This window comes from Tahibacter harae, from assembly GCF_024437735.1.
GTDB lineage: Bacteria > Pseudomonadota > Gammaproteobacteria > Xanthomonadales > Rhodanobacteraceae > Tahibacter > Tahibacter harae.
Genome location: NZ_JANFQO010000008.1, coordinates 133,446 through 153,090 on the forward strand (window position 1 = coordinate 133,446; position 19,645 = coordinate 153,090).

Annotated in this window: 9 protein-coding genes; 4 read left to right on the forward strand and 5 right to left on the reverse strand. The window is 68.3% G+C overall.

The window, feature by feature from the left end; genetic code table 11:
- Nucleotides 1–2 precede the first annotated feature (2 nt).
- The 4 genes from NM961_RS10790 (at nt 3) to NM961_RS10805 (ending at nt 6,038) form a co-directional block, all read left to right on the forward strand.
- The gene (locus NM961_RS10790; protein WP_255914285.1) at nt 3–1,367 is read left to right on the forward strand and encodes an adenosylmethionine--8-amino-7-oxononanoate transaminase; all 1,365 of its coding nucleotides are present in this window, start codon (nt 3–5) and stop codon (nt 1,365–1,367) included.
- A 176-nt stretch (nt 1,368–1,543) separates the two neighbouring features.
- Nucleotides 1,544–3,793: a TonB-dependent hemoglobin/transferrin/lactoferrin family receptor gene (locus NM961_RS10795; RefSeq protein ID WP_255914286.1), complete on the forward strand. Its 2,250-nt coding sequence runs from the start codon at nt 1,544–1,546 to the stop codon at nt 3,791–3,793.
- A gap of 23 nt (nt 3,794–3,816) precedes the next feature.
- On the forward strand, nt 3,817–4,887 hold the full coding sequence (locus tag NM961_RS10800; RefSeq protein ID WP_255914287.1) for a DUF6607 family protein: 1,071 nt from the start codon (nt 3,817–3,819) through the stop codon (nt 4,885–4,887).
- Nucleotides 4,888–5,297: 410 nt separating this feature from the next.
- The gene (locus NM961_RS10805) at nt 5,298–6,038 is read left to right on the forward strand and encodes a 16S rRNA (uracil(1498)-N(3))-methyltransferase (RefSeq protein ID WP_255914289.1); all 741 of its coding nucleotides are present in this window, start codon (nt 5,298–5,300) and stop codon (nt 6,036–6,038) included.
- 654 nt (nt 6,039–6,692) lie between these two features.
- On the opposite strand, the gene NM961_RS10810 is transcribed toward NM961_RS10805, so the two are convergent.
- The 5 genes from NM961_RS10810 to NM961_RS10830 all read right to left on the reverse strand — a co-directional run bounded on the left by NM961_RS10810 (nt 6,693) and on the right by NM961_RS10830 (nt 19,636).
- The gene (locus tag NM961_RS10810; RefSeq protein ID WP_343231912.1) at nt 6,693–7,154 is read right to left on the reverse strand and encodes a chemotaxis protein CheW; all 462 of its coding nucleotides are present in this window, start codon (nt 7,152–7,154) and stop codon (nt 6,693–6,695) included.
- Between the two features lie 8 nt (nt 7,155–7,162).
- Complete coding sequence (locus NM961_RS24155) at nt 7,163–9,448, reverse strand: chemotaxis protein CheB (RefSeq protein ID WP_255914291.1); 2,286 nt, start codon at nt 9,446–9,448, stop codon at nt 7,163–7,165.
- Entirely contained in the window at nt 9,441–16,667 is a 7,227-nt protein-coding gene (locus NM961_RS10820; protein WP_255914292.1) for a hybrid sensor histidine kinase/response regulator, read from the reverse strand. The genes NM961_RS24155 and NM961_RS10820 overlap by 8 nt, the downstream gene beginning before the upstream one ends.
- 11 nt (nt 16,668–16,678) lie before the next feature.
- Entirely contained in the window at nt 16,679–17,503 is an 825-nt protein-coding gene (locus NM961_RS10825; RefSeq protein ID WP_255914293.1) for a CheR family methyltransferase, read from the reverse strand.
- Nucleotides 17,504–17,590: 87 nt separating this feature from the next.
- A complete protein-coding gene (locus tag NM961_RS10830; RefSeq protein WP_255914295.1) occupies nt 17,591–19,636 on the reverse strand; it encodes a methyl-accepting chemotaxis protein in 2,046 nt (681 codons plus the stop codon).
- Between the last annotated feature and the right edge of the window lie 9 nt (nt 19,637–19,645).

Below are 19,645 nucleotides of genomic sequence, written 5' to 3' on the forward strand. Positions count from 1 at the left end.
CCATGTCATCCTCCCTGCCCCGCTCCAACGCCGCGCTGGCCGCGCGCGACCTCGCCGTGCTCTGGCATCCCTGCACCCAGATGCACGACCACGAAACCCTGCCGCTGCTGCCGATCGTGCGCGCCGAAGGCGTGTGGCTGTACGACGCCGACGGCCGCCGCTACCTGGATGCGGTCAGCTCCTGGTGGACCAACATCTTCGGCCACCGCCATCCGCGCCTGGTCGCGGCGCTGAAGGAGCAGCTGGATACGCTGGACCACGTCATGCTGGCCGGCTTCACCCACGAACCCGCGCTGGAACTGGCCGAGGAACTGCTGCGCATCGCGCCGCCGGGGCTGGCGCGCGTGTTCTACGCCGACAACGGCTCGGCCGCGGTCGAAGTCGCGCTGAAGATGAGTTTCCACTACTGGCGCAACCAGGGCCGCGGCGCCAAGCAGCGCTTCATCGCGCTCAGCGGCAGTTACCACGGCGAGACACTGGGTGCGCTGTCGGTCACCGATGTCGCGCTGTACCGCGACACCTACGCGCCGCTGCTGCTGCAGCCGGTCTTCACGCCCTCGCCCGACGCCTACGCAGCCGAACCCGGCGAAAGCGCGGCCGACGTCGCCGCGCGCCGCCTGGGCGAATTGCGCCAATTGCTGCAACAACACGCCGCGCAGACCTGCGCAGTGATCGTAGAGCCGCTGGTGCAATGCGCCGCCGGCATGCGCATGTACCACCCGGACTACCTGAGCGGCCTGCGCGCGCTGTGCGACGAATTCGAGGTCCATCTGATCGCCGACGAGATCGCCGTCGGCTTCGGCCGCACCGGCACCTTGTTCGCCTGCGAGCAAGGCGGCATCACACCGGATTTTCTCTGCCTGTCCAAGGGACTCACCGGCGGCATGCTGCCGCTGTCGGCGGTGCTGACCACGCAGGATGTCTACGCCGCCTTCTACGCCGAATACCGCAGCGGCAAGGCCTTCCTGCATTCGCACAGCTATACCGGCAACGCCCTGGCCTGCCGCGCGGCGCTGGCCACCCTGGGCGTGTTCCGCGACGAACCCATACTGCAGCGCAACCGCGAACTGGCCGCCCATCTGGCGCGCACGCTGGAACCGCTGCGCGCGCACCCGCAGATAGCCGACGTGCGCCAGTGCGGCCTGATCGCCGCGGTGGAGCTGGTGCGCGACAGGCGCACACGCGAACCGTACCCGGCTGAGGAACGCCGCGGCCTGCGCGTGTACCGCCACGGCCTGGAACACGGCATGCTGCTGCGGCCTTTGGGCAATGTGGTTTATTTCATGCCGCCGTACGTGATTACGCCGGAGCAGATCGACGCCATGGTGGCGGTGGCTGCGGCAGGGATCGATCGCGCGACGGAATAGGCGGCGCTGTGTACCGGCGCGGCCATCTGCTGCCTGGCACGCTCCAACATCCGTTTGACTCGCAATCAAGAATGATTATCATTAACGAAACTTTGACCTCTCCATCCGCATAGCCAGCCGGTCATCCCAGGATGCCTGCCAGCCGCGTTCATTCGCACGCACAGGCTGACCGCTCTATGCCGCTTACCCGTCTTTCGCTTGCCATCGCAGGCGCACTTGCCGTTTCCGCCGCCCGGGCCGCTCCCGCGCCGGCGCCCGCCCCCGCCGCGGAAACCTACGACCAGCTCGAACGCATCATCGTCTCGGCCACGCTGGCCGCCCAGGCGGTCAAGGATGTCGCCGCCGAAACCACCGTGCTGCTGCGCGAAGACATGGACCGGCGCCTCAACCAGGATCTGCGCGACCTGGTGCGCTACGAGCCCGGCATCAGCGTGACCGGCGGCGGGCGCTTCGGCCTCAGCGGCTTCTCCATCCGCGGCCTGGACGGCAACCGCGTGCGCATCGAAGTCGACGGCGTCAGCGCGCCGGACGCCTTCGCCATCGGCAGCTTTTCCAATGCCGGGCGCGACTTCGTCGATCTGGACACGCTCAAGCGCGTGGAAATCGTGCGCGGCGCGGCTTCGGCCCTGCAGGGCTCGGATGCGCTGGGCGGCGTGGTCAGCTTCGTCACCAAGGACCCGGTCGACTACACCCGGGGTGCCGACGGCACGCATCTGGGCATCAAGGCGCTGTACGACAGCGCCGATCGCCAGTCCACCGAAAGCGTTACCGGCGCGCTGCAAAGCGGCCAACACGGCTTCCTCGCCGTGCTCACCCACCGCGACGGCCGCGCGCTGGACAATCGCGGCGAGCGCGATTCATTGGGCAGCATGCGCACCCGGCCCAATCCGCAGGAAACCGACAGCAACGCGCTGCTGGCCAAGTACGTCTACGGCGACGCGCAGAATTTCTCCCGCGTGACGCTGGACGCAGCACGCAACGATTCCCTCACCAATGCGCTGGATCAGCTCGGCCTGCGCAGCGTGGGCGGTGCGCCGCAGCTGTATACGCGCCTGGACGCGGACGACCGCAAGGAACGCGCGCGCCTGTCCTTCGACCAGAAATACCGCTGGGACGGCGGCTTCGCCGACACGCTGGCATGGCGCGCCTACGTGCAGACCAGCGAAACCCGCCAGGACACCTACGAGGACCGCTCCGGCTTCGCCAACGGCGCGCCGGTCAATCCCATCGCCCGCTACCGCCGCTTCGAGTACGAGCAGCGCGAGAACGGCGTCGAGGCACTGGCGCACAAGGAAATCGCCGCCGGCACCGCCACGCACACCTTGGCCTACGGCCTGGAATACGCCGGCGGCCGCATCCGCGAGCAGCGCGACGGCTTCCAGCGCAACCTGACCACCGGCGCGGTCAGCAATGTGGTCTCGCCCGACGTGTTCCCGGTGCGCGATTTCCCGCTCACCGACACCCGCCGCTACGCCGTGTTCGCCCAGGACGACATCCGCCTGCTCGACGGCCGCCTGCACTTGGTGCCGGCGCTGCGCTACGACCGCTTTGAAATCGATCCGCGCAATGACGCGGTGTTCAACGCCGACAACCCCGGCGTGAAGCCGGTGCAGCTGGACAGCGGCCATTTCTCGCCCAAGTTCGCCGCGATCTGGAACATCGCCGGCCGCTGGCGTCTGTACGGCCAGTACACCACCGGCTTCCGCGCACCGCCCTACAGCGACATCAATGTCGGTTTCACCAACCTGCAGTTCGGCTATACCGCCCTGCCCAATCCGGATCTCAAGCCCGAGACCAGCCGCGGCGTCGAGGTCGGCCTGCGCGTGGACGGCGACGCCGGTTATGCCTCGGTCGCGGCCTATCGCAACCGGTATCGCGACTTCATCGAATCCCTGGTCAATGTCGGCACCGATCCCGCCACCGGGCTGATGCTGTTCCAGTCGCAGAACATAGGCCGCGTCGACATCCGCGGCGTGGAAGCCGGCGCCGCGTTGCGCCTGGGGCATTTCAGCGCAGCGCTGGAAGGCTTCGAGATCCGCGCCGCCGTCGCCAGCGCCCGCGGCGACGACCGTGTGCGCAACGTGCCGCTCAGCAGCATAGAGCCGGTCAAGGGTGTGCTCGGCCTGGCTTACGAGGCGGAAAACTGGAGCGCCGAGATCCTCGGCAGCTTCGCCCGCGAGAAGACGCGCCTGGCCCCGGCCGCCAGCGGCACGGCCTTTGCCGCGCCGGGCTACGGCGTGGTCGATGCCTATTTGAACTACGCCGCGCTGGACAACCTGACCGTCTACCTGGGCGTGACCAACATCGCCGACAAGCGCTACTGGGAATGGAACAGCGTGCGCAGCCTCGGCGCCATTCCCGCCATCGACCGCTACAGCGCCCCCGGCCGCGCCGCCAGCGCCGGCATCAAGCTGAGCTTCGACTGAGCCAGATACTGGAGAAAACTACAATGCGACATTTTTCGATACTGCTGGTCGCCGCCCTGACCAGCGCCTGCGCCGCCGGCGCTACCAAGCGCGCGCCGGCGCTGACCGGGCTGGCACCGGCCACGCCGGCACCGGCCGCTTACCAGCGCCCGTGCCAGGACGCGCCGGCAACGCCGGAACAGGCCTTCGACTGCGACCGCCGCAGCATTCTGGCTATGGTCGGCGATTTCCGCGTCAAGTTCGCCTTCGACGAAACCCTGGCGCTCAAGCCCGGCTACAAGCCCAAGGCGCCGCAACGCTCCGGCGGCGATGAATACGTGTTCGTGGCCGAGGACCGCGGCGACTTCATCGCCCTGCAGCACATCCTGGTCGCCGGCAGCGGCAAGGACGCCATGGTCATCAAGCACTGGCGCCAGGACTGGCAATACCAGCCGCGCGAGATCCTGGCCTTCCGCGGCAACAAGCATTTCGCCCTGCAGGCCGTGCCTGCGGAACAGGCCCGCGGCGCCTGGGCGCAGTCGGTCTACGAAGTGGATGACGCGCCGCGCTACGCCGGCGTCGGCCGCTGGACCCACGCCAACGGCATCGACGCCTGGACTTCGGACTTCACCTGGCGTCCCCTGCCGCGGCGCGAATACACCAAGCGCAACGACTACCAGGTACTGGGCGCGATCAACCGCCATACCTTGACGCCCGGCGGCTGGATGCACGAGCAGGACAACCAGAAGCTGGAACTGTCCGCCGACGGCAAGGTCACCGCGCTGGTACGCGAAGTCGGCATCAACAGCTACGAACGCACCGACAAGGTGGATTTTTCACCCGGCCGCGTCTACTGGCAGAAGACCGCTGCCTTCTGGGCCGAAGTGCGCAAGGCCTGGGCCGATGCGGCGCAGCAGCGGCGCGAATACGATCTTGCCCATATGCTGGACGAGCGCCCTCGCTTCGAGGCACTGTTCGACCTCGCCGACAAAGCCGGCAACGGCGAGACCATCACGCGCGCGCAGATCGATGCAGTGCTGGAGCGTGCGCTGGCCGGGCAGGCCGACGCCAGGCAGGCGCATGCCAGGCCGGCGGCGGCGGCCGCGGTGCACTGAATCCCGTATTGAAATCCGACTCGTTTTTTCCCGGCTGCTGCAGCAACGCAGCGGCCGTTTTTGCTGGGACGATTGACGGGACGGGCGATTCCGCCCTTGCAGGGATTGGCGCGGGCAGGTTGAAGCCGGACCCGCGGCCAGGACTGCCGCTCATCCGGACAGGCGTTGAAATTCAGCCTGTTTCTCCGCTTGCTGCGGGGACCTGGCGACCGGATTCGTTTCCGGCAATACGGAAGCACGACGACCGCGTGATGCCTGCCCGCACGGCTGCGCATCGAACCCGGTAACCGCACAGCCCGCCGCGCCGCCGGAGCTGGTCAGCGTGCAGTGAAACCGCACCGCTGCAGCGTATTTGCCAAAGCCGCCGGACCGCACTGACAATGGCAGGCCGTTCGTGAAATTCCTTTCCCATGCGCATTCCCCGCATCCACGTCCCCGTTCCGCTGCATGCCGGCGACGTCCTGCAATTGCCGGAACAGGCCGGCGAACATCTGGCCCGCGTGCTGCGCCTGGAAGCCGGCCACCCACTGGTCCTGTTCAACGGCGACGGCGCCGAATACGACGCCCGCCTGGCCGCGCTGGCCAAGCGCGGCGTCACCGCCGAAGTCGGCGCGCGGCGTGAGGTCTCGCTCGAATCACCGCTGCCGCTGACCCTGGTGCAAGGCGTGGCCCGCGGCGAAAAGATGGACTGGATCCTGCAGAAAGCGACCGAACTCGGCGTCGCGCGCATAGTCCCCGTCGTCACCGAACGCACCGAAGTCCGCCTGGACGAGGAACGCGGCAGCCGCCGCCTGGCCCACTGGACCCAGGTCATCGCCTCCGCCTGCGAACAATGCGGCCGCAACGTGCTGCCGGAAATCCTCGCCCCGCAGAAACTGATGCACTACTGCGCCAGCCTCACCCAAGCCGACACCGACGCCCGCTTCGCCCTGCTGCCCGAAGCCGAAGCCGGCCCACGCGCTATCGGCCCCCTGCCCCGCGGCGCCCTGCTGTTGATCGGCCCCGAAGGCGGCCTTTCCGACCACGACATCGCCGTAGCCCGCAACGCCGGCTTCCGCGGCCTGCGCCTGGGTCCGCGCATCCTGCGCACCGAAACTGCCGGGCTGGCGGCGATCGCGGCGCTGCAGACGGTGGCCGGGGATTTTGTCTGAGGGGATTTGGGTTCCGGTACGGGTACGGGTTCGGGTTCGGGTTCGCAGGGACTGTGCGGCGGAAGCCGGGGCTTCCGGCAAGTGGAATTGCCGGATTTGTTCGAGAAAAAACGGAAGCTCCCTCTCCCCCCAGCCCGCTTGGGGGAGAGAGCTGGGGTGAGGGGCGACGACCAACCCGCCTCGCCATTGGATTTTCGCCGAAATCTTCAACACACGAAGAGCCGGCGAACATCGAAATCCCACGCGACTGAAGCGTCGCCCCTCACCCAGCCCTCCCCCAAGCAAGCTTGGGAGAGAGGGTCGACGCCGGGGATTCGTAGGCATTTCGGCGGCCACCGGATGCAGCGGCGCAAATCAGCACGCCCACTCCGGTTTCAGCACAGATCGACCTCAGCCCAGATCAGGCACGAGCCGAAACTCCGGCCCTGAAACCAGCAATCAATAACGCTGTGACTTTCCCGCCGCTGCGGCCCGTGCAGCTGTCGCTGCTTTTGCCTTCGCTTCTGCGCACAAGGATGTGCGCCGCCTCACCAGGGCACCATCGCCCAACTCGCGCCCTAAGCGCGCTGCTTCAAAAACAAGCACCAAACGACGCCCAGCCCACACCCCAAGCTCCCGACACGCCGAATAAACTGCGCTCCCGGGCCAACCGTCCTAGGCTGCCAGCGCCTCCGCCATCAACATCTCGATCTGGTTCAAGTCCGGAATCACCGCCTGGTCATCCCGCACCAGCACCTGCGCCCTGACCCCCTGCGGATGATGATGCTCGTCGCCGGTCGGAATCAGCAGTTCCTGGCTGACCGTGGTCAGGCGCGGGAAGCCCTGCGTCAGCATTGCGATGAACGGCATCTTGGCGTGGCCGCCAATGGCCTTCAGCACCGCGACGCGGGCACCGGTGGAGCCCTCTTCGTGGGTGAGCCCGGAAAGAATGGCGAAGGAGAACAGCGGCAGGCGCCAGCCGCGCCAGGACAGCCGCCCCAGGATCCACTCCGGCGCATTGGCAATCTTTTCCACATTGGCAAAGGTGATGACCTCGGCCACGGTCGCATTGGGCAGCAGCACGCGGCCGTTGGTGATAGGGATGAGTACGCCACGGATTTCGCGGGGAGTTTCCATCATGGTCGTCAGGCCTTGCCGATGGCGGCGATGGTTTGTTTGGCCAGCTCGGCGGGCGAGCCGGTGAAGGTGACGATGCCGGCATCGCGGGCGCCGTCGACCATGGAGCTGATGACGCAGGTGTCCGGATCCTGCACCCAGATCTGGCCGCCCTTGCCGGCGAGGTGCTTGGCGCCCTCGATGGCGTCATGGGCCATGCCGGAGAAGATGATCGCGGTGGCGGCGCCCTCGAAGCGGTCGGCGATATCGCGCAGCACCAGGTCTATGGACGGGGTGTACGGCGAAGCCTCCGGCAGATGGGCCAGCTGGATCACGCCGTCGGCGTCGACCAGCAGGCGGTGCGTGGTCGGCACGACCAGCACTTCGCCATGGCTGACGCGATCGCCGTGGCCGGGCGCGCGCACGGTCAGCGGCGTGGCCTTGGCCAGCTGCGAGGCCATCAGTTCGAGGAACTCCGCGCCCATGTGCTGGGCCAGCACGAACAGGGCCGGGAAGCGCGCGGGCAACGCGGCGAGGTATTCGCGCACGGCCTCGGGACCGCCGATGGAAGCGCCCAGCACGATCACGCGGCGGATGGGCTTGGCCACCGCCGAGCCGTCCAGGCGGTGCTCGACGAAGAAGTCCGCCCGCGATTCCTGCGGCGCGACAGCTTCCTCCATCGGGATCAGGTCGAGCTTGAGCGTGGTATCGAAATCGAACTTGCTCGCATCGCCGCCCTCGGGCGCGAGGTAGTCCTGGGCGGCGACCTTGTCGACGGCGGGTGCGGCGGGCGCGGCCGGCGCGGCTTCGTCCGGATCGGATTCGACCACTTCCTCCAGCGTCCAGTTGCCGCCGGAGAGGAAATCTTCGGCCGACACCTTCTGCACCTTGGCCACCTCGGGTTTGCCCGCGTCCGCGGCCGGCGCGGCGTCCTCGTCGCTGATCGGTTCCAGCGAAAACTTGGACAGGTCGAACGTGCGCCCGCCCTCGGCTGCCGCCTCGCGCCGGGGCGCGGCGGGCTGGGCCTCGCGTGCGGTCGGCACCTTGGCGGCGAATTCGTCGGCCGCCGCGGAGGCGGCGCCGCCGGCGAAGGTGGCGTCGAAATCGACCAGCTTCTCTTCCTGCACCGGCGGTGCGGCCGGGGTGGAGCCGAACATGGCGTCGAGTTCGGCACCGAAGCTGAAATCCGGCTCGGTGTCGTCGCCCATCGCCGGCTTGATGCTGCCGGGATCCAGTGCCGCCTCGATGCCGCCGAAGGGATCGGTGCCGAAGTCGCTTTCGGAGAAGCCGAAGTCCGCGGCGGCATCCTGCGCTGCGCTGCGCGCCGGCGGTGCGGTGACCGAGGGCGGCGGCAGGTCCAGCGAGCCGAGGTCGAAATCGAAATCCAGCGATTCGGGATTGGTCGCCGCCGGCGGTGCGGCGTCGAGGTCCAGATCCAGGCCGAAGTCGCTGCTGGCCGCGGCGGCCGGTGCCGGCGGGCCGAGCGAATCCAGATCCAGGTCCAGGTCGAGATCGGCCCTTGCCGCCGGGGCGGCGGGTGCCGGAGCGAGATCGAAGTCGAAATCGAAGGCGTCGGCCTTGGCGGCTGCTGCGGCCGCGGCCGGCGGCTGCGGCAGTTCCAGCGTCACGGCCGCCGGGGACGGCGCGGCAGCCGGCGGCTCGACAGCCGGCGGTGCGGCGGCGGGGCCGAGCAATTCATCCAGATCGAAGCCGAAGCCGGCGGCGGGCGCCGCGGCGGCCGGCGGTGCGGCGGCGGATCTGGCCGCCGGCGGTTCCGGCGCAAACAGCGCGTCCAGCGCATCGGACAGGCCGCTCTCGCCGCCGAACAGCGCGGCGGCCGCGGCGTCCGGCGCGAAGGTGGCGCTGGGCGGCTGCGGCTGGGCTGCGTCGGGAATGCTGCGGGCAATCTTCTGTGCCGGCGACGGCGGTGCTTCCGCACCGGGCGGACGCGGCGGATCGGCCACTTCGGGCCGACCCATGATCTTGGCGGCGAGATGGCGCGACCAGCGCGCCTGTTCCCAGCCGGACAGTTCCGAGCTGACCTGGGCGTCGTTGAACACGACGTTGTAGCGCTCGTCGTCGAGCAGGTCGTAGACCTCGTCCAGGTGCGACTCGATCTCCGGATCCAGGTTCACGATGACGACATGGGCGCCCGAGCCTTCGAGCGCATCGCGGTCCATCTGCGCGGTCAGGGCCTCGTAGACGACGGCGGCGCCCAGCTCTTTCAGCGCATCCTTGAGGTGGCCTTCGAGCTGGCTGGTCTGATAGAGCAGCGCAACGCTGACCGCCTCGTCACGATCGACAGATTTAGGCACGGCTCAACCTCAAGGTTTCCTGCACATTGCGAAGCAGATCGACTTCCTGGTACGGCTTGCCGAGGTAGCGCTCGACGCCGATTTCCAGCGCGCGCTGGCGGTGCTTCTCGCCGGTACGCGAGGTGATCATGATGATCGGCACCAGCCTGAGACGCGGGTCGTTCTTCATGTAGGTGGCGAGTTCGTAGCCGTCCATGCGCGGCATCTCGATGTCGAGCAGCATCAGGTCGGGCACCTTGTCCTGCAGCTTCTCGACTGCGTCCAGGCCGTCCTTCGCCGTGATCACGTCCATGTCGTTGCGTTCCAGCACGCGCGTGGTGACCTTGCGCATGGTGATGGAGTCGTCGACCACCATGACCAGCGGCTGGCGGCGTTCCTCCACCGGCGGTGCAACGGGTTGCGGCGCGAGCGTGGCGATATCCACGCCGGCTTCGACGCTGGCCGCGCGCAGGGCGACGTAGCGGCGCACCAGCGGGGCGAGGTCGAGAATCATCACCACCGATCCGTCGCCCATGATGGTGGCGCCGAAGATGCCGGCGACCGAGCTGATCTGCGGACCGACCGACTTCACCACGACTTCGCGCGAGCCGACCACGCCGTCGATGCGCACTGCGGCGCGCTGGTCGCCGGTGCGGGTCATCAGCAGCGGCACCTGGGCTTCGTCGGCCAGGCGCGGCACCGGCACGTTGAGCAACTGCGCCAGTTCGTAGATGTGGAATTCTTCACCGGCGTAGGCGTAGACCGGGTTGGCCGTGGCGAGACGGCGCTCCAGGTCCTCGCGGCCTATGCGCACCACGCCCTGCACCGAGGACATCGGAATCGCGTAGGTGGCTTCGCCCAGGCGCACCAGGATGGCCTGGGTGACCGCCAGGGTGAACGGCAGGCGGATGGTGAAGACTGAGCCCTTGCCGCGTTCGGAATCGATGGTGAGGCCGCCGCCGAGCTGCTTGATCTCGTTGTGCACCACGTCCATGCCGACGCCGCGGCCGGCGAGCTGGGTGACCTGCTCGGCGGTGGAGAAGCCGGTTTCCAGGATGAAAGCGTAGAGGTCGCGGTCGGACAGCTGCGCTTCGGCATTGAGCAGGCCGCGTTCGATGGCCTTGCGCCGGATCGCGTCGCGGTCCATGCCGCGGCCGTCGTCGGACACGCGCAGCACCACTTCGGTCGCTTCGCGGCTGACCTGGATGGTGACCGTGCCTTCCGGGTTCTTGTTGTTGCGCGAGCGCTCTTCCGGCGATTCGATGCCGTGGGCCAGGGCATTGCGCAGCATGTGCTCGAACGGCGCCTTCATGCGTTCGAGCAGGTTGCGGTCCATTTCGCCCTGGGCGCCTTCGACCTTGAGCTGGGCGCGCTTGCCGATTTCCTGCGCCGCCTGGCGCACGGTGCGGCGCAGGCTGGGCACCAGCGAATCGAACGGCACCATGCGCGTGCGCATGAGGCCTTCCTGCAGGTCCGAGCTGACGCGCGACTGCTGCAGCAGCAGGGTTTCCGACTGGCGCGTGAGGTCGTCGAGCAGGTTCTGAATCGAGACCAGGTCCGACACGGACTCGCCGAGTGCGCGCGAGAGCTGCTGCAGCTGGGAGAAGCGGTCCAGTTCCAGCGGATCGAACACGGTCTCGCCGGGTTCGTGATGCTCGCGCTGGTAGCGCGCGATGATCTGCGCTTCGGTTTCCATTTCCAGCTTGCGCAGCTGTTCGCGCAGGCGGGCGACCGTCTGTTCAAATTCGACCAGGTTGAAACGGAAGGTGGTGACCTGCTGTTCCAGGCGCGAGCGATAGATCGACACTTCGCCGGCGTAGTTCACCAGCGAGTCGAGCAGGTCCGAACGTACGCGGATCATTTCCTGGGCCGGACGCGGCTCGTCGTCCTCGACCGGCGGCAGCGCGCCCGGACGCGCCGGCGCGGCGGGCCTGGCCGGTGCGCGCGCGGCTTCCACCGGCGCCGGTGCGGCGGGTGCGGCCGGCGCTTCCGCGACCGGCGCCGCGGACGCATCGCCCCCGGCCGGGCCGAGCTGACCGGACAGGTCGCCGGAGACCAGCGCCTCGAAGCGCGCGATGGCGTTCTCCGGCATGGCGATGGCCTGGCGCTTGGCGATGCGCTGGACCAGGGCGTGCAGGCGGTCGAAGCCGCGCTCGAAGGATTCGACCGTGGCGCGGTCCATGCTGCGGCGGCCTTCGGAAATGGCCTCCAGCAGCGATTCCATGGTGTGCGAGAGATCGCCGATCGGCGCCAGGCCGGCCATGCGCGCACCGCCCTTGAGCGTGTGCAGGTCGCGCTGTATGCCGGTGACGATGTCGCGGTCGTGCGGCGCTTCGCGCAGGCGCGCGATCAGGCCGTCGGAGTGATCCAGGATGTCGCTGCCTTCCTGCACGAAGATTTCGAGCAGGTCCTCGTCCATATCGGGCAGATCGAGCTTGCCTTCCGGCTGCGGATCCTCGGCGATGGGCGGCAGCACGATATCGCGCTGCGCCGCCTGGCTCGCCGCGGCGGCTTCGGCGCGGGCACGCTCGGCCGCTTCGGCGGCGGCACGCTGGGCGGCTTCGGCCGCGGCGCGTTCGGCCTGGGCCTGCGCTTCGGCCTGTTCGCGTTCGGCGCGGGCGGCGGCCTCGGCGCGGGCCTGTTCGGCGGCCTCGGCTTCGGCGCGCGCGGCCTGGGCTTCGGCTTCGGCGCGTTCGCGCTCGGCGCGCGCTTCGGCTTCGGCCAGGGCGGCGGCTTCGCGTTCGGCCTCGGCGCGGGCGCGGGCGGCTTCCTGCGCGGCGCGGGCGGCTTCGGCAGCTTCCTCGGCCGCGGCGCTGGCCAGCAGCGCATCGAGTTCGCTGGCTTCGGCGGAAAGATCGGCGCCGCCGGCAAGCGGAATGTCGGCCAGGCCGCTGGCGATCACGGGGCTGCTTTCAGCCGGCGCGACACCGGCGAGCATGGCATCGAACTCGGCCTGCTCGTCGCTGGAGAACAGGCTGTCCAGCATCAACGCATCGTCGGCCGGGGCCGGCCCGGCCAGGCTCAGGCTGACGGATTCGTCCGGCGTTTCCGCCGCATCCTTGAGGCCGGGGAAATCGAACTGGGCCAGGTCTTCCAGCGACAGTTCCTCGATCTGCAGCGAGGCGTCGTCGGCATTGCCGGGGCTGACCGCGGCGCTGGGGATGTCGCTGACGAAATCGCCGTCCAGGGCGATGCTGAGTTCGTCCTCCAGCGGAATGGAGACGGCGCCGTCGTCCTGGGCCGCGGCTCCGTCGAAATCCAGGTCCAGCGCGGAAACGGGTTCGGCGCTGATCTCGATGGAGGCCGGCTCCAGCGTATCGAGCGTTTCCGCTACCGGCTCCGCCAGGGAGATTTCCTCGACCGCGGCCGGAATGTCGAAGGTGAATTCGGCGCCTGTCGGCTGCTGCGGCGCTGCTTCGGACGCGGCCGGAATGTCGAACGTGAACTCGGCGCCGGACGACTCCTGCGGCGCGGCATCGGCCGCGGCCGGCAGGTCGAAGGTGATTTCGGCGCGGGCCGGTTCCTGTACCGCCGCGTCGGGCGCGGCGTCTTCCACATTGGATTCCAGCGCCAGCCCGGCCAGCGCACTGACCGCCTCGGCCGCCGGCGCGGACTCACCCGCGGCATCCGCGGCGGCCGCGCTGCCGCCGAGTTCGATCGTGTCGAAATCGTCGTCGCTGGGTACGTACAGGGTATGCGCCAGTTCCGGCTCGGGCAGGTCGTCGCGCAGGGCGACGATACGCTCGATCAGGGTTTCCGAGTGCGGCAGCTCCAGCTGGCCGCGTTCCAGCGACTGCATCACATGGCGCACCAGGGTGCTGGCGTCGGCCAGCACGGCCAGGCCGGCGGGTTCCGGCGCGGCGTCGCGCGCGCGCAGACGCTTGATATAGCCTTCCAGCGGTGCCAGCACCTGGCTGATCACCGGGATGTCGACCATCGCGATCGCACCATGCAGGGTATGCACGGAACGCAGCAAGGTATCGGTTGCAACCTGTGGATGGTGCCTGGAACCGTCGACGAAGCCGTCGACCACGGCGAGGTGCTGGCTGACTTCGCTGCGCAGGATGTCGAACAGCACCGGATCGATGTTCGGCAGCGGGCCGAACGACGGCAATGCGTCGGCATCGATCTCGTTCGCGGGCGGCGCGGATTCGATCTCGCGCTCGATATCCAGCGTGCGGGTCAGTTCCACCGGCGCGGCGACCACGCTGGCGGCGGCAACCGCAGCTACAGGTTCCGGCGCCGCGGCGGCGACGGGTTCGTCCTCCACCGGCACTTCGACCAGGCGCTTGATCTTGCGCTTGACCAGGCGGGTGCGCTTGCGCGCCGGCGCGAGGAAGGCTTCCTCGCCGGCGATGAGCTTGTCCGCCACGGCCATGATGCCAGCGATGTCGGAGGTGGGCGCACCTTCGCCGCGCAGCGCCGCCAGCAGTTCCGGCAGCGCGGCCACGGCCTGGTCGACCAGGGTGATCACCGCGACATTGGGCTGGATGGTCTTGTCGAGCACGCGGTTGAGCATGTTCTCGACTTTCCAGCTGAACTCGCCCAGCGCCATCGCGCCGACCAGGCGGCCGGAGCCCTTGAGCGTATGGAACGAGCGGCGCACCGGCTTGAGGCGTTCGAAGTCGTTGAGGTCGGCCTTCCACACCGGCATGTGCACGTTGAGATTCTCGATCTCGTCCTGCACTTCCTCGACGAAGACTTCGCGGATTTCCTCGTCGATATCGTCGGAGGCGACCGCCTGGAAGCTGGCGTCGGCGCCGGCGGGCGCGGCGTCGTCCTCGACTTCTTCCTCGATCTCTTCCTCGATCTCGATGGTGCGGAAGCGCGGCGCCGGCGGCGCGGCCGGAACCACGGGCGCCGGCGACACCGGCGCGACGGCGACGGCCGGCACTTCGGCCGGCGGCGGTTGGGTGGGTTCGGTCTCGGTCAGGCGCAGGCCGGTGAGGTCCTGCGCTTCGTCGACGACAACGGAGGCCTCGCCGATGACAAGGTCGTCCAGCGCGCGGCCCGGGGCGATCTCCACCGCGACTTCGAGTTCGCGCGGCTGCTCGGCCTGGTCGGGTTCCACCTCGGCCAGGGTGAGTTCCTCGACCACCGGCTCGCCGGCATCCGGCAGGCCCAGGCGGGCGATGTATTCGTCGACATCGCTGCCCAGGTCCATCTCGACGCTGGGCAGGTCGGAATCGGCGCTGCTGCTGAAATCCAGTTCCTGGCGCGGAGCCGGGCCGCGGCCGTCGGGCAGGGTTTCGGCAAAGGAGACGAACTGGCCTATGGACAGATCCGCCGCGCGCGCTTCGGCGGGAGCGATCGGATCCAGCGCCAGCGGCGCCGCGGCGGCCGCAACCGGATCCGGCTCCGCCGCGGCCGGCGTTTCGAGTTCGAGGCTGAAGGCACTGCCGCCACGCGACGCCGGCGGCGGCGTGGGCGCGCTGCTGACCAGCGGCGCGGCGGTCGGCGCGGACGGGCCGGCCGAGGTGTCCGGCAGCGGCGCACGCGGCGGCGGCGGCGGTTCCGGCGCATCGCCGTCGTCCTCGGGCACGGGCCAGTAGCCCAGGGCTTCGAGGCTCTCGCGGGTGACGTCGAGGATCTTCTCGCGGCCGGCGCGCTGGTCGCGGGTGGCTTCGAGGTAGTACTCGATCGAGGCGATGGTGTCGGCCAGCTTGTCCATCTGCTCGGCCGTGGGCACGCGGCGCCAGCGCATCAGCTCGACTTCGATGAAGCGCACCAGGCCGTGCATGAGTTCGGACGGACGCTGCAGATCGAGCATGCGCAGCGCGCCGGAGACTTCCTCCAGCAGGCGCGGTATCTGCTCGACCTTGGCGTGATCCCAGGGCGATTCGATGAAGGCGACGATGTCGTTCTTGGCCTGGGCCAGGTTGGTCGTGGCCTCCTTCATCAGCGCGTCGAGAATCTTGCGCACTTCGGCCTTGGGCAGTTCCATGCCGCCGCTGCCGGTGTCTTCCGGCGTATCGGCGCCCAGGCGTTCGATGTGGTCGTCCAGCGAGGCTTCGACATAGAGCAGCGCACCGGCTACGTCGAGCAGGGTGCTCTCGTCCGGCGAACGGGTCTTGTTGGCCATTTCCTCGACGATGCCGCGCTGTTCCACCACCACGCGGCGCGGCACGCCCAGGCCGAGCATGCCCAGCGTGTCGCCGACGCGGTCGAGCACGTCGACCTGGGCCATGAGTTCGGCCGGATCGTTGCCCTGGGCGCGCAGGAAGATATCCAGCGCTTCCTTGACGCGCAGCAGGTCGTCCTTGATCGCCGCGGAAACGGTGTCGAGCAGTGCGCGGTTGTGGCCGGAGATCGAGCCCTTGGCGTGTTCCAGTTCCTTCTCGCTGGGCAGCAGCGACTGCAGCTTGAAGGCCTGGCGCACGGCGCCCAGGCGCGGCGAATCGCCGTTGGCATGGGCGACGTAGTAGAGAAGGTTCTTCAGCAGTTCGCGCGGCGGCGCGGCCTGGAACGCGGCCTCGCCATTGTCGACCAGGCGCTTGATCTCGCGGTCGATCTTGCCGAACAGCAGCTTCACCGCCGGGCTGGCCTCGATCGCGCCGACGCCGACGCCTTCGAGCACGGAACTGCCTATCCACCACACCCGGCGCGGTTCCACCGCGTGGCTGATGGCCTGGATGCGGGTGAGCAGGTCGATGAGCTTGTCGGTCTCCGCGCGCGGGTCGGCCGCACGCAGCCATTTCAGCAGCGAGACCTGGTAGGCCGTGCGCAGACGGCCGGCGCTGAGCTTGAGTTCGCCCTCGGACAGCGCCTGGGGCGCGCCGTTGGCCGCGGCCGGCAGCGGCAGGCCAAGGTCCGGCGAGAACAGCACGCTTTCGGAGAACAGTTCCTCGCCGCGCACCGCGCGCAGGTCGTTGAGCAGCGGCAGCAGGACGATGGGAATGTCCTTGTGGCCGCTCTGCAGGCGCTCCAGGTAGTCGGGCAGCTGCACGATGCCGCGCATCAGCACGGAATAGGCTTCGTCCTTCTGCCGGATCTCGCCGTCGAGCAGGGTCTGGGCGAGGCGCTCCATCTCCTCCACGACCATCGAGGCGCCGTACAGCTCGACCATGCGCAGGGTGCCCTGCACCTGGTGCAGGTAGGTCGCGCAGAAGCGCATGAGGCTGGAGTCGGCGGGATCGTCGACATACGCCTCCAGCGCCTGGCGCGCCTGCTTCAGGGTCTCGTCCAGCTCCTGCTTGACCCAGTTGAGCGTGGTGAAGTCGATGTCGTCTTGCAGTCTCATGCGCTTTTCTCTCAACGGTTGCGCAGGAAGGCGAGTGCTTGCTTGTGCGGCACGCGGCTCAGGGTGGGATGGGCGAAGCTGGTGACTTCGCCGGCGCCCAGCACCAGCATGCCGCCGGGCTTGAGCAATCCCGCCAACGCCGCGAGCAGCTCGCGCCGGCGATCCCGTGCAAAGTAAATCAATACATTCTGGCAAAAGATCAGATCGAGCCGCTTGAGCGGCGAACGCGCCACGTCGAGCAGGTTGAACTGGGCGAAGCCGACGCGCTTGCGCAGGCTTTCGCGCACCTGGAACGAATCGGCGTCGATTTCCTCGGCATAGCGCTCGCGGTAATCGGCCGGGATTTCATTGAACTTGTTGCGCGGATACAGGCCCGAGCGGCCCACCGCCAGCGCCGGCTGGCTCACGTCGGTGGCGGTCACGCCGAAGTAGACGCGGGCGTCGCTGAGCGCGCTGATATGGCGGTCCAGCACCATGGCCAGGGTGTATGCCTCCTCGCCGGTGGAGCAGCCCACGCTCCAGGCGTGCAGCGCGCCCTGGCTGCCGCTCTTGACCAGGCGCGGCAGCCATTCGCTGGCGATCAGGTCGAACGACGGCGGATGGCGGAAGAAATGGGTCTCGTGCACGGTGAGGCGGTCGACCAGCGTGGTCCACTCGATCGCCCCTTCCGGCACGCGGTGCAGGTCGCGGTAGTAGTCGTCGAAGCGCAGATGGCCGGTCTCGCGCATGCGTCCGCGCACCGCAGTGACGAGGAAGGGCTTCCTCGCCGGCGGCACAACGACGCCCGTGCGCCGTTCGAGCAGGTCTGCCCAGCGCGCGAACTCGGCGTCGTCCATCCCCGGAAGGGCTGAAAGCGCCGACCAATTGCCGATCGCGAGGGCCATGCGCGCCGCTATGCCTCCCGTCAAGCAAGCTTCCGACCGTCAGGTCGGCAGCTTGAAGTCCGCAACCGAACGGCGCAGGTCCGCGGCGAGCTGGGCCAGGTTTCCGATCGATTCGGCGGTCTGGCTCGCGCCCAGCGAGGTCTGCGTCGTAATTTCCTGAATCACGTTCATGGTCGCCGAGATGTTGGTTGCCGCTGCCGACTGCTGGCGCGCCGCCTCGGAGATGTTCTGAATCAGGTCTGCAAGGTCGTTCGACACCTTTTCGATCTCGCCCAGGGCCAGACCGGCGTCCTCGGCCAGGCGGGCACCGGCCACCACTTCCGCGGTGGTCTGTTCCATCGAACTCACCGCTTCGTTGGTGTCGGACTGAATCGTCTGCACCAGCGTTTCGATTCGCTTCGTCGCGTTGGACGCGCGTTCCGCGAGGCGCTGCACTTCGTCGGCCACGACCGCGAAGCCGCGGCCCGCTTCACCGGCGGAGGCCGCCTGGATGGCGGCGTTCAAGGCGAGAATGTTGGTCTGTTCCGCGATGTCGTTAATCAGTTCCACGATCGAACCGATTTCCTGCGAGGACTCGCCCAGCCGCTTGATTCGCTTGGACGTCTCCTGGATCTGGTCGCGGATCGAGTCCATGCCCTGAATCGTCTGGCGCACGATGGCCGCGCCCTTGGACGCGATCTGCACCGAGCGCTGCGCCACGTCGGCGGATTCGGCCGAGTTCTTCGAGACTTCGTCGATGGAGACGGCGATTTCGTTGATTGCCGCCGAGGCCGAGGTGATCTGCTGCGCCTGGTGTTCCGCGGCCTCTGCGAGGTGCATTGCCGTGGCCTGGGTTTCCTGGGCGGCGGCGGACACCTGCACGGCCGTTTCGTTAATCGTCGTCACCAGGGAGCGCAGTGCTTCCACGGCGAAGTTGACCGAGTCGGCGATGGCGCCGGTGATGTCTTCGGTCACCGTTGCCTTCACCGTGAGATCGCCTTCTGCCAGCGAGCCCATTTCGTCCAGCAGACGCAGAATGGCTTCCTGGTTGCGCTGGTTCAGTTCGGCCGTGACCGAGTAGCGGCGGCGCTGGTCGCGCGCCTGGGCGACGAGCAGCAGCAGCAGCAGGCCGGCGGCGGCAAGGCCCCACCACACGTTCGGGAACAGGCGCTTGGTCGCCAGCTCGCCGACCTTGGTGGCGACGTCGTTGGCGCGCAGCAGCACGGTCTGCGAATCCGGGAAGATGTTGTCGGCGGCTTCCTTGACTTCCTGCAGGCCGGAGGCGGAATCGAGGATCTTCTGCACCGGCTCGGCCATGCCGGTCCACTTGGCGTAGATGTCGGTGAGGATTTCGCGGCCGTTGGGGTTGTCCAGCGCCTTGATGTTGAAATCCGGGCTGCCGTTGATCAGGCCGTTGAGCACCGCGCCGTAGAGACGCGCATCGCGCGAGAAGCCGTCGGCGGCGGACTGGGCGCCCTGGCCGCCGAGCAGGATTTCCTGCACGCGGCGGATCATGCGGTCGGCCAGCAGCATCTGGCGGGTGGAGATCAGCACCTGCTGGGTGGAACCGCCGCGGTTGGTCAGGATGTTGACCACCTCGTCCATGCGCGAATTGAGAATCGGGATCTGGCCGGAGAAATCCGTCGCGGTGGCGGCGGAGCTGAGCACCAGTTCCTTGTTGCCGAGGATCTTGGTGGCGTTGGTGTTGAGCGAGGCCCAGGCGCGGCCCAGTTCGCCCAGCTGCTTCTCGACGATGGCCTCGCTGGCGTAGCCCGGCATGCCGAGGTATTCGCGGCCGGTCAGCCCGGCGGCCGCGGAGCCGCGGTTCAGCGCCTGGATGTACTTGTCGATGCTGTTGCGCGTGGCTTCCAGTTCCTTGAAGGCCTCGATGTTGCCGCCGGCGGATTCCGCGGCGTACTTCGCGATGGACTGCGACAACACCTGGATCTGCGTGGTCAGCGCAACCGCCTGGCGATCCTCGCCGTTCTTCTTGTTGAGCAGGAAGAAGTCGACTGCCGCGACGGCCAGCGCCAGCAGCAGAAGAATGATCAGCCAAGTGTTCGTGCCCGACGCACGTTCCTTGACGGCCCCCGATGTTGTGCTCATGCCTTCACC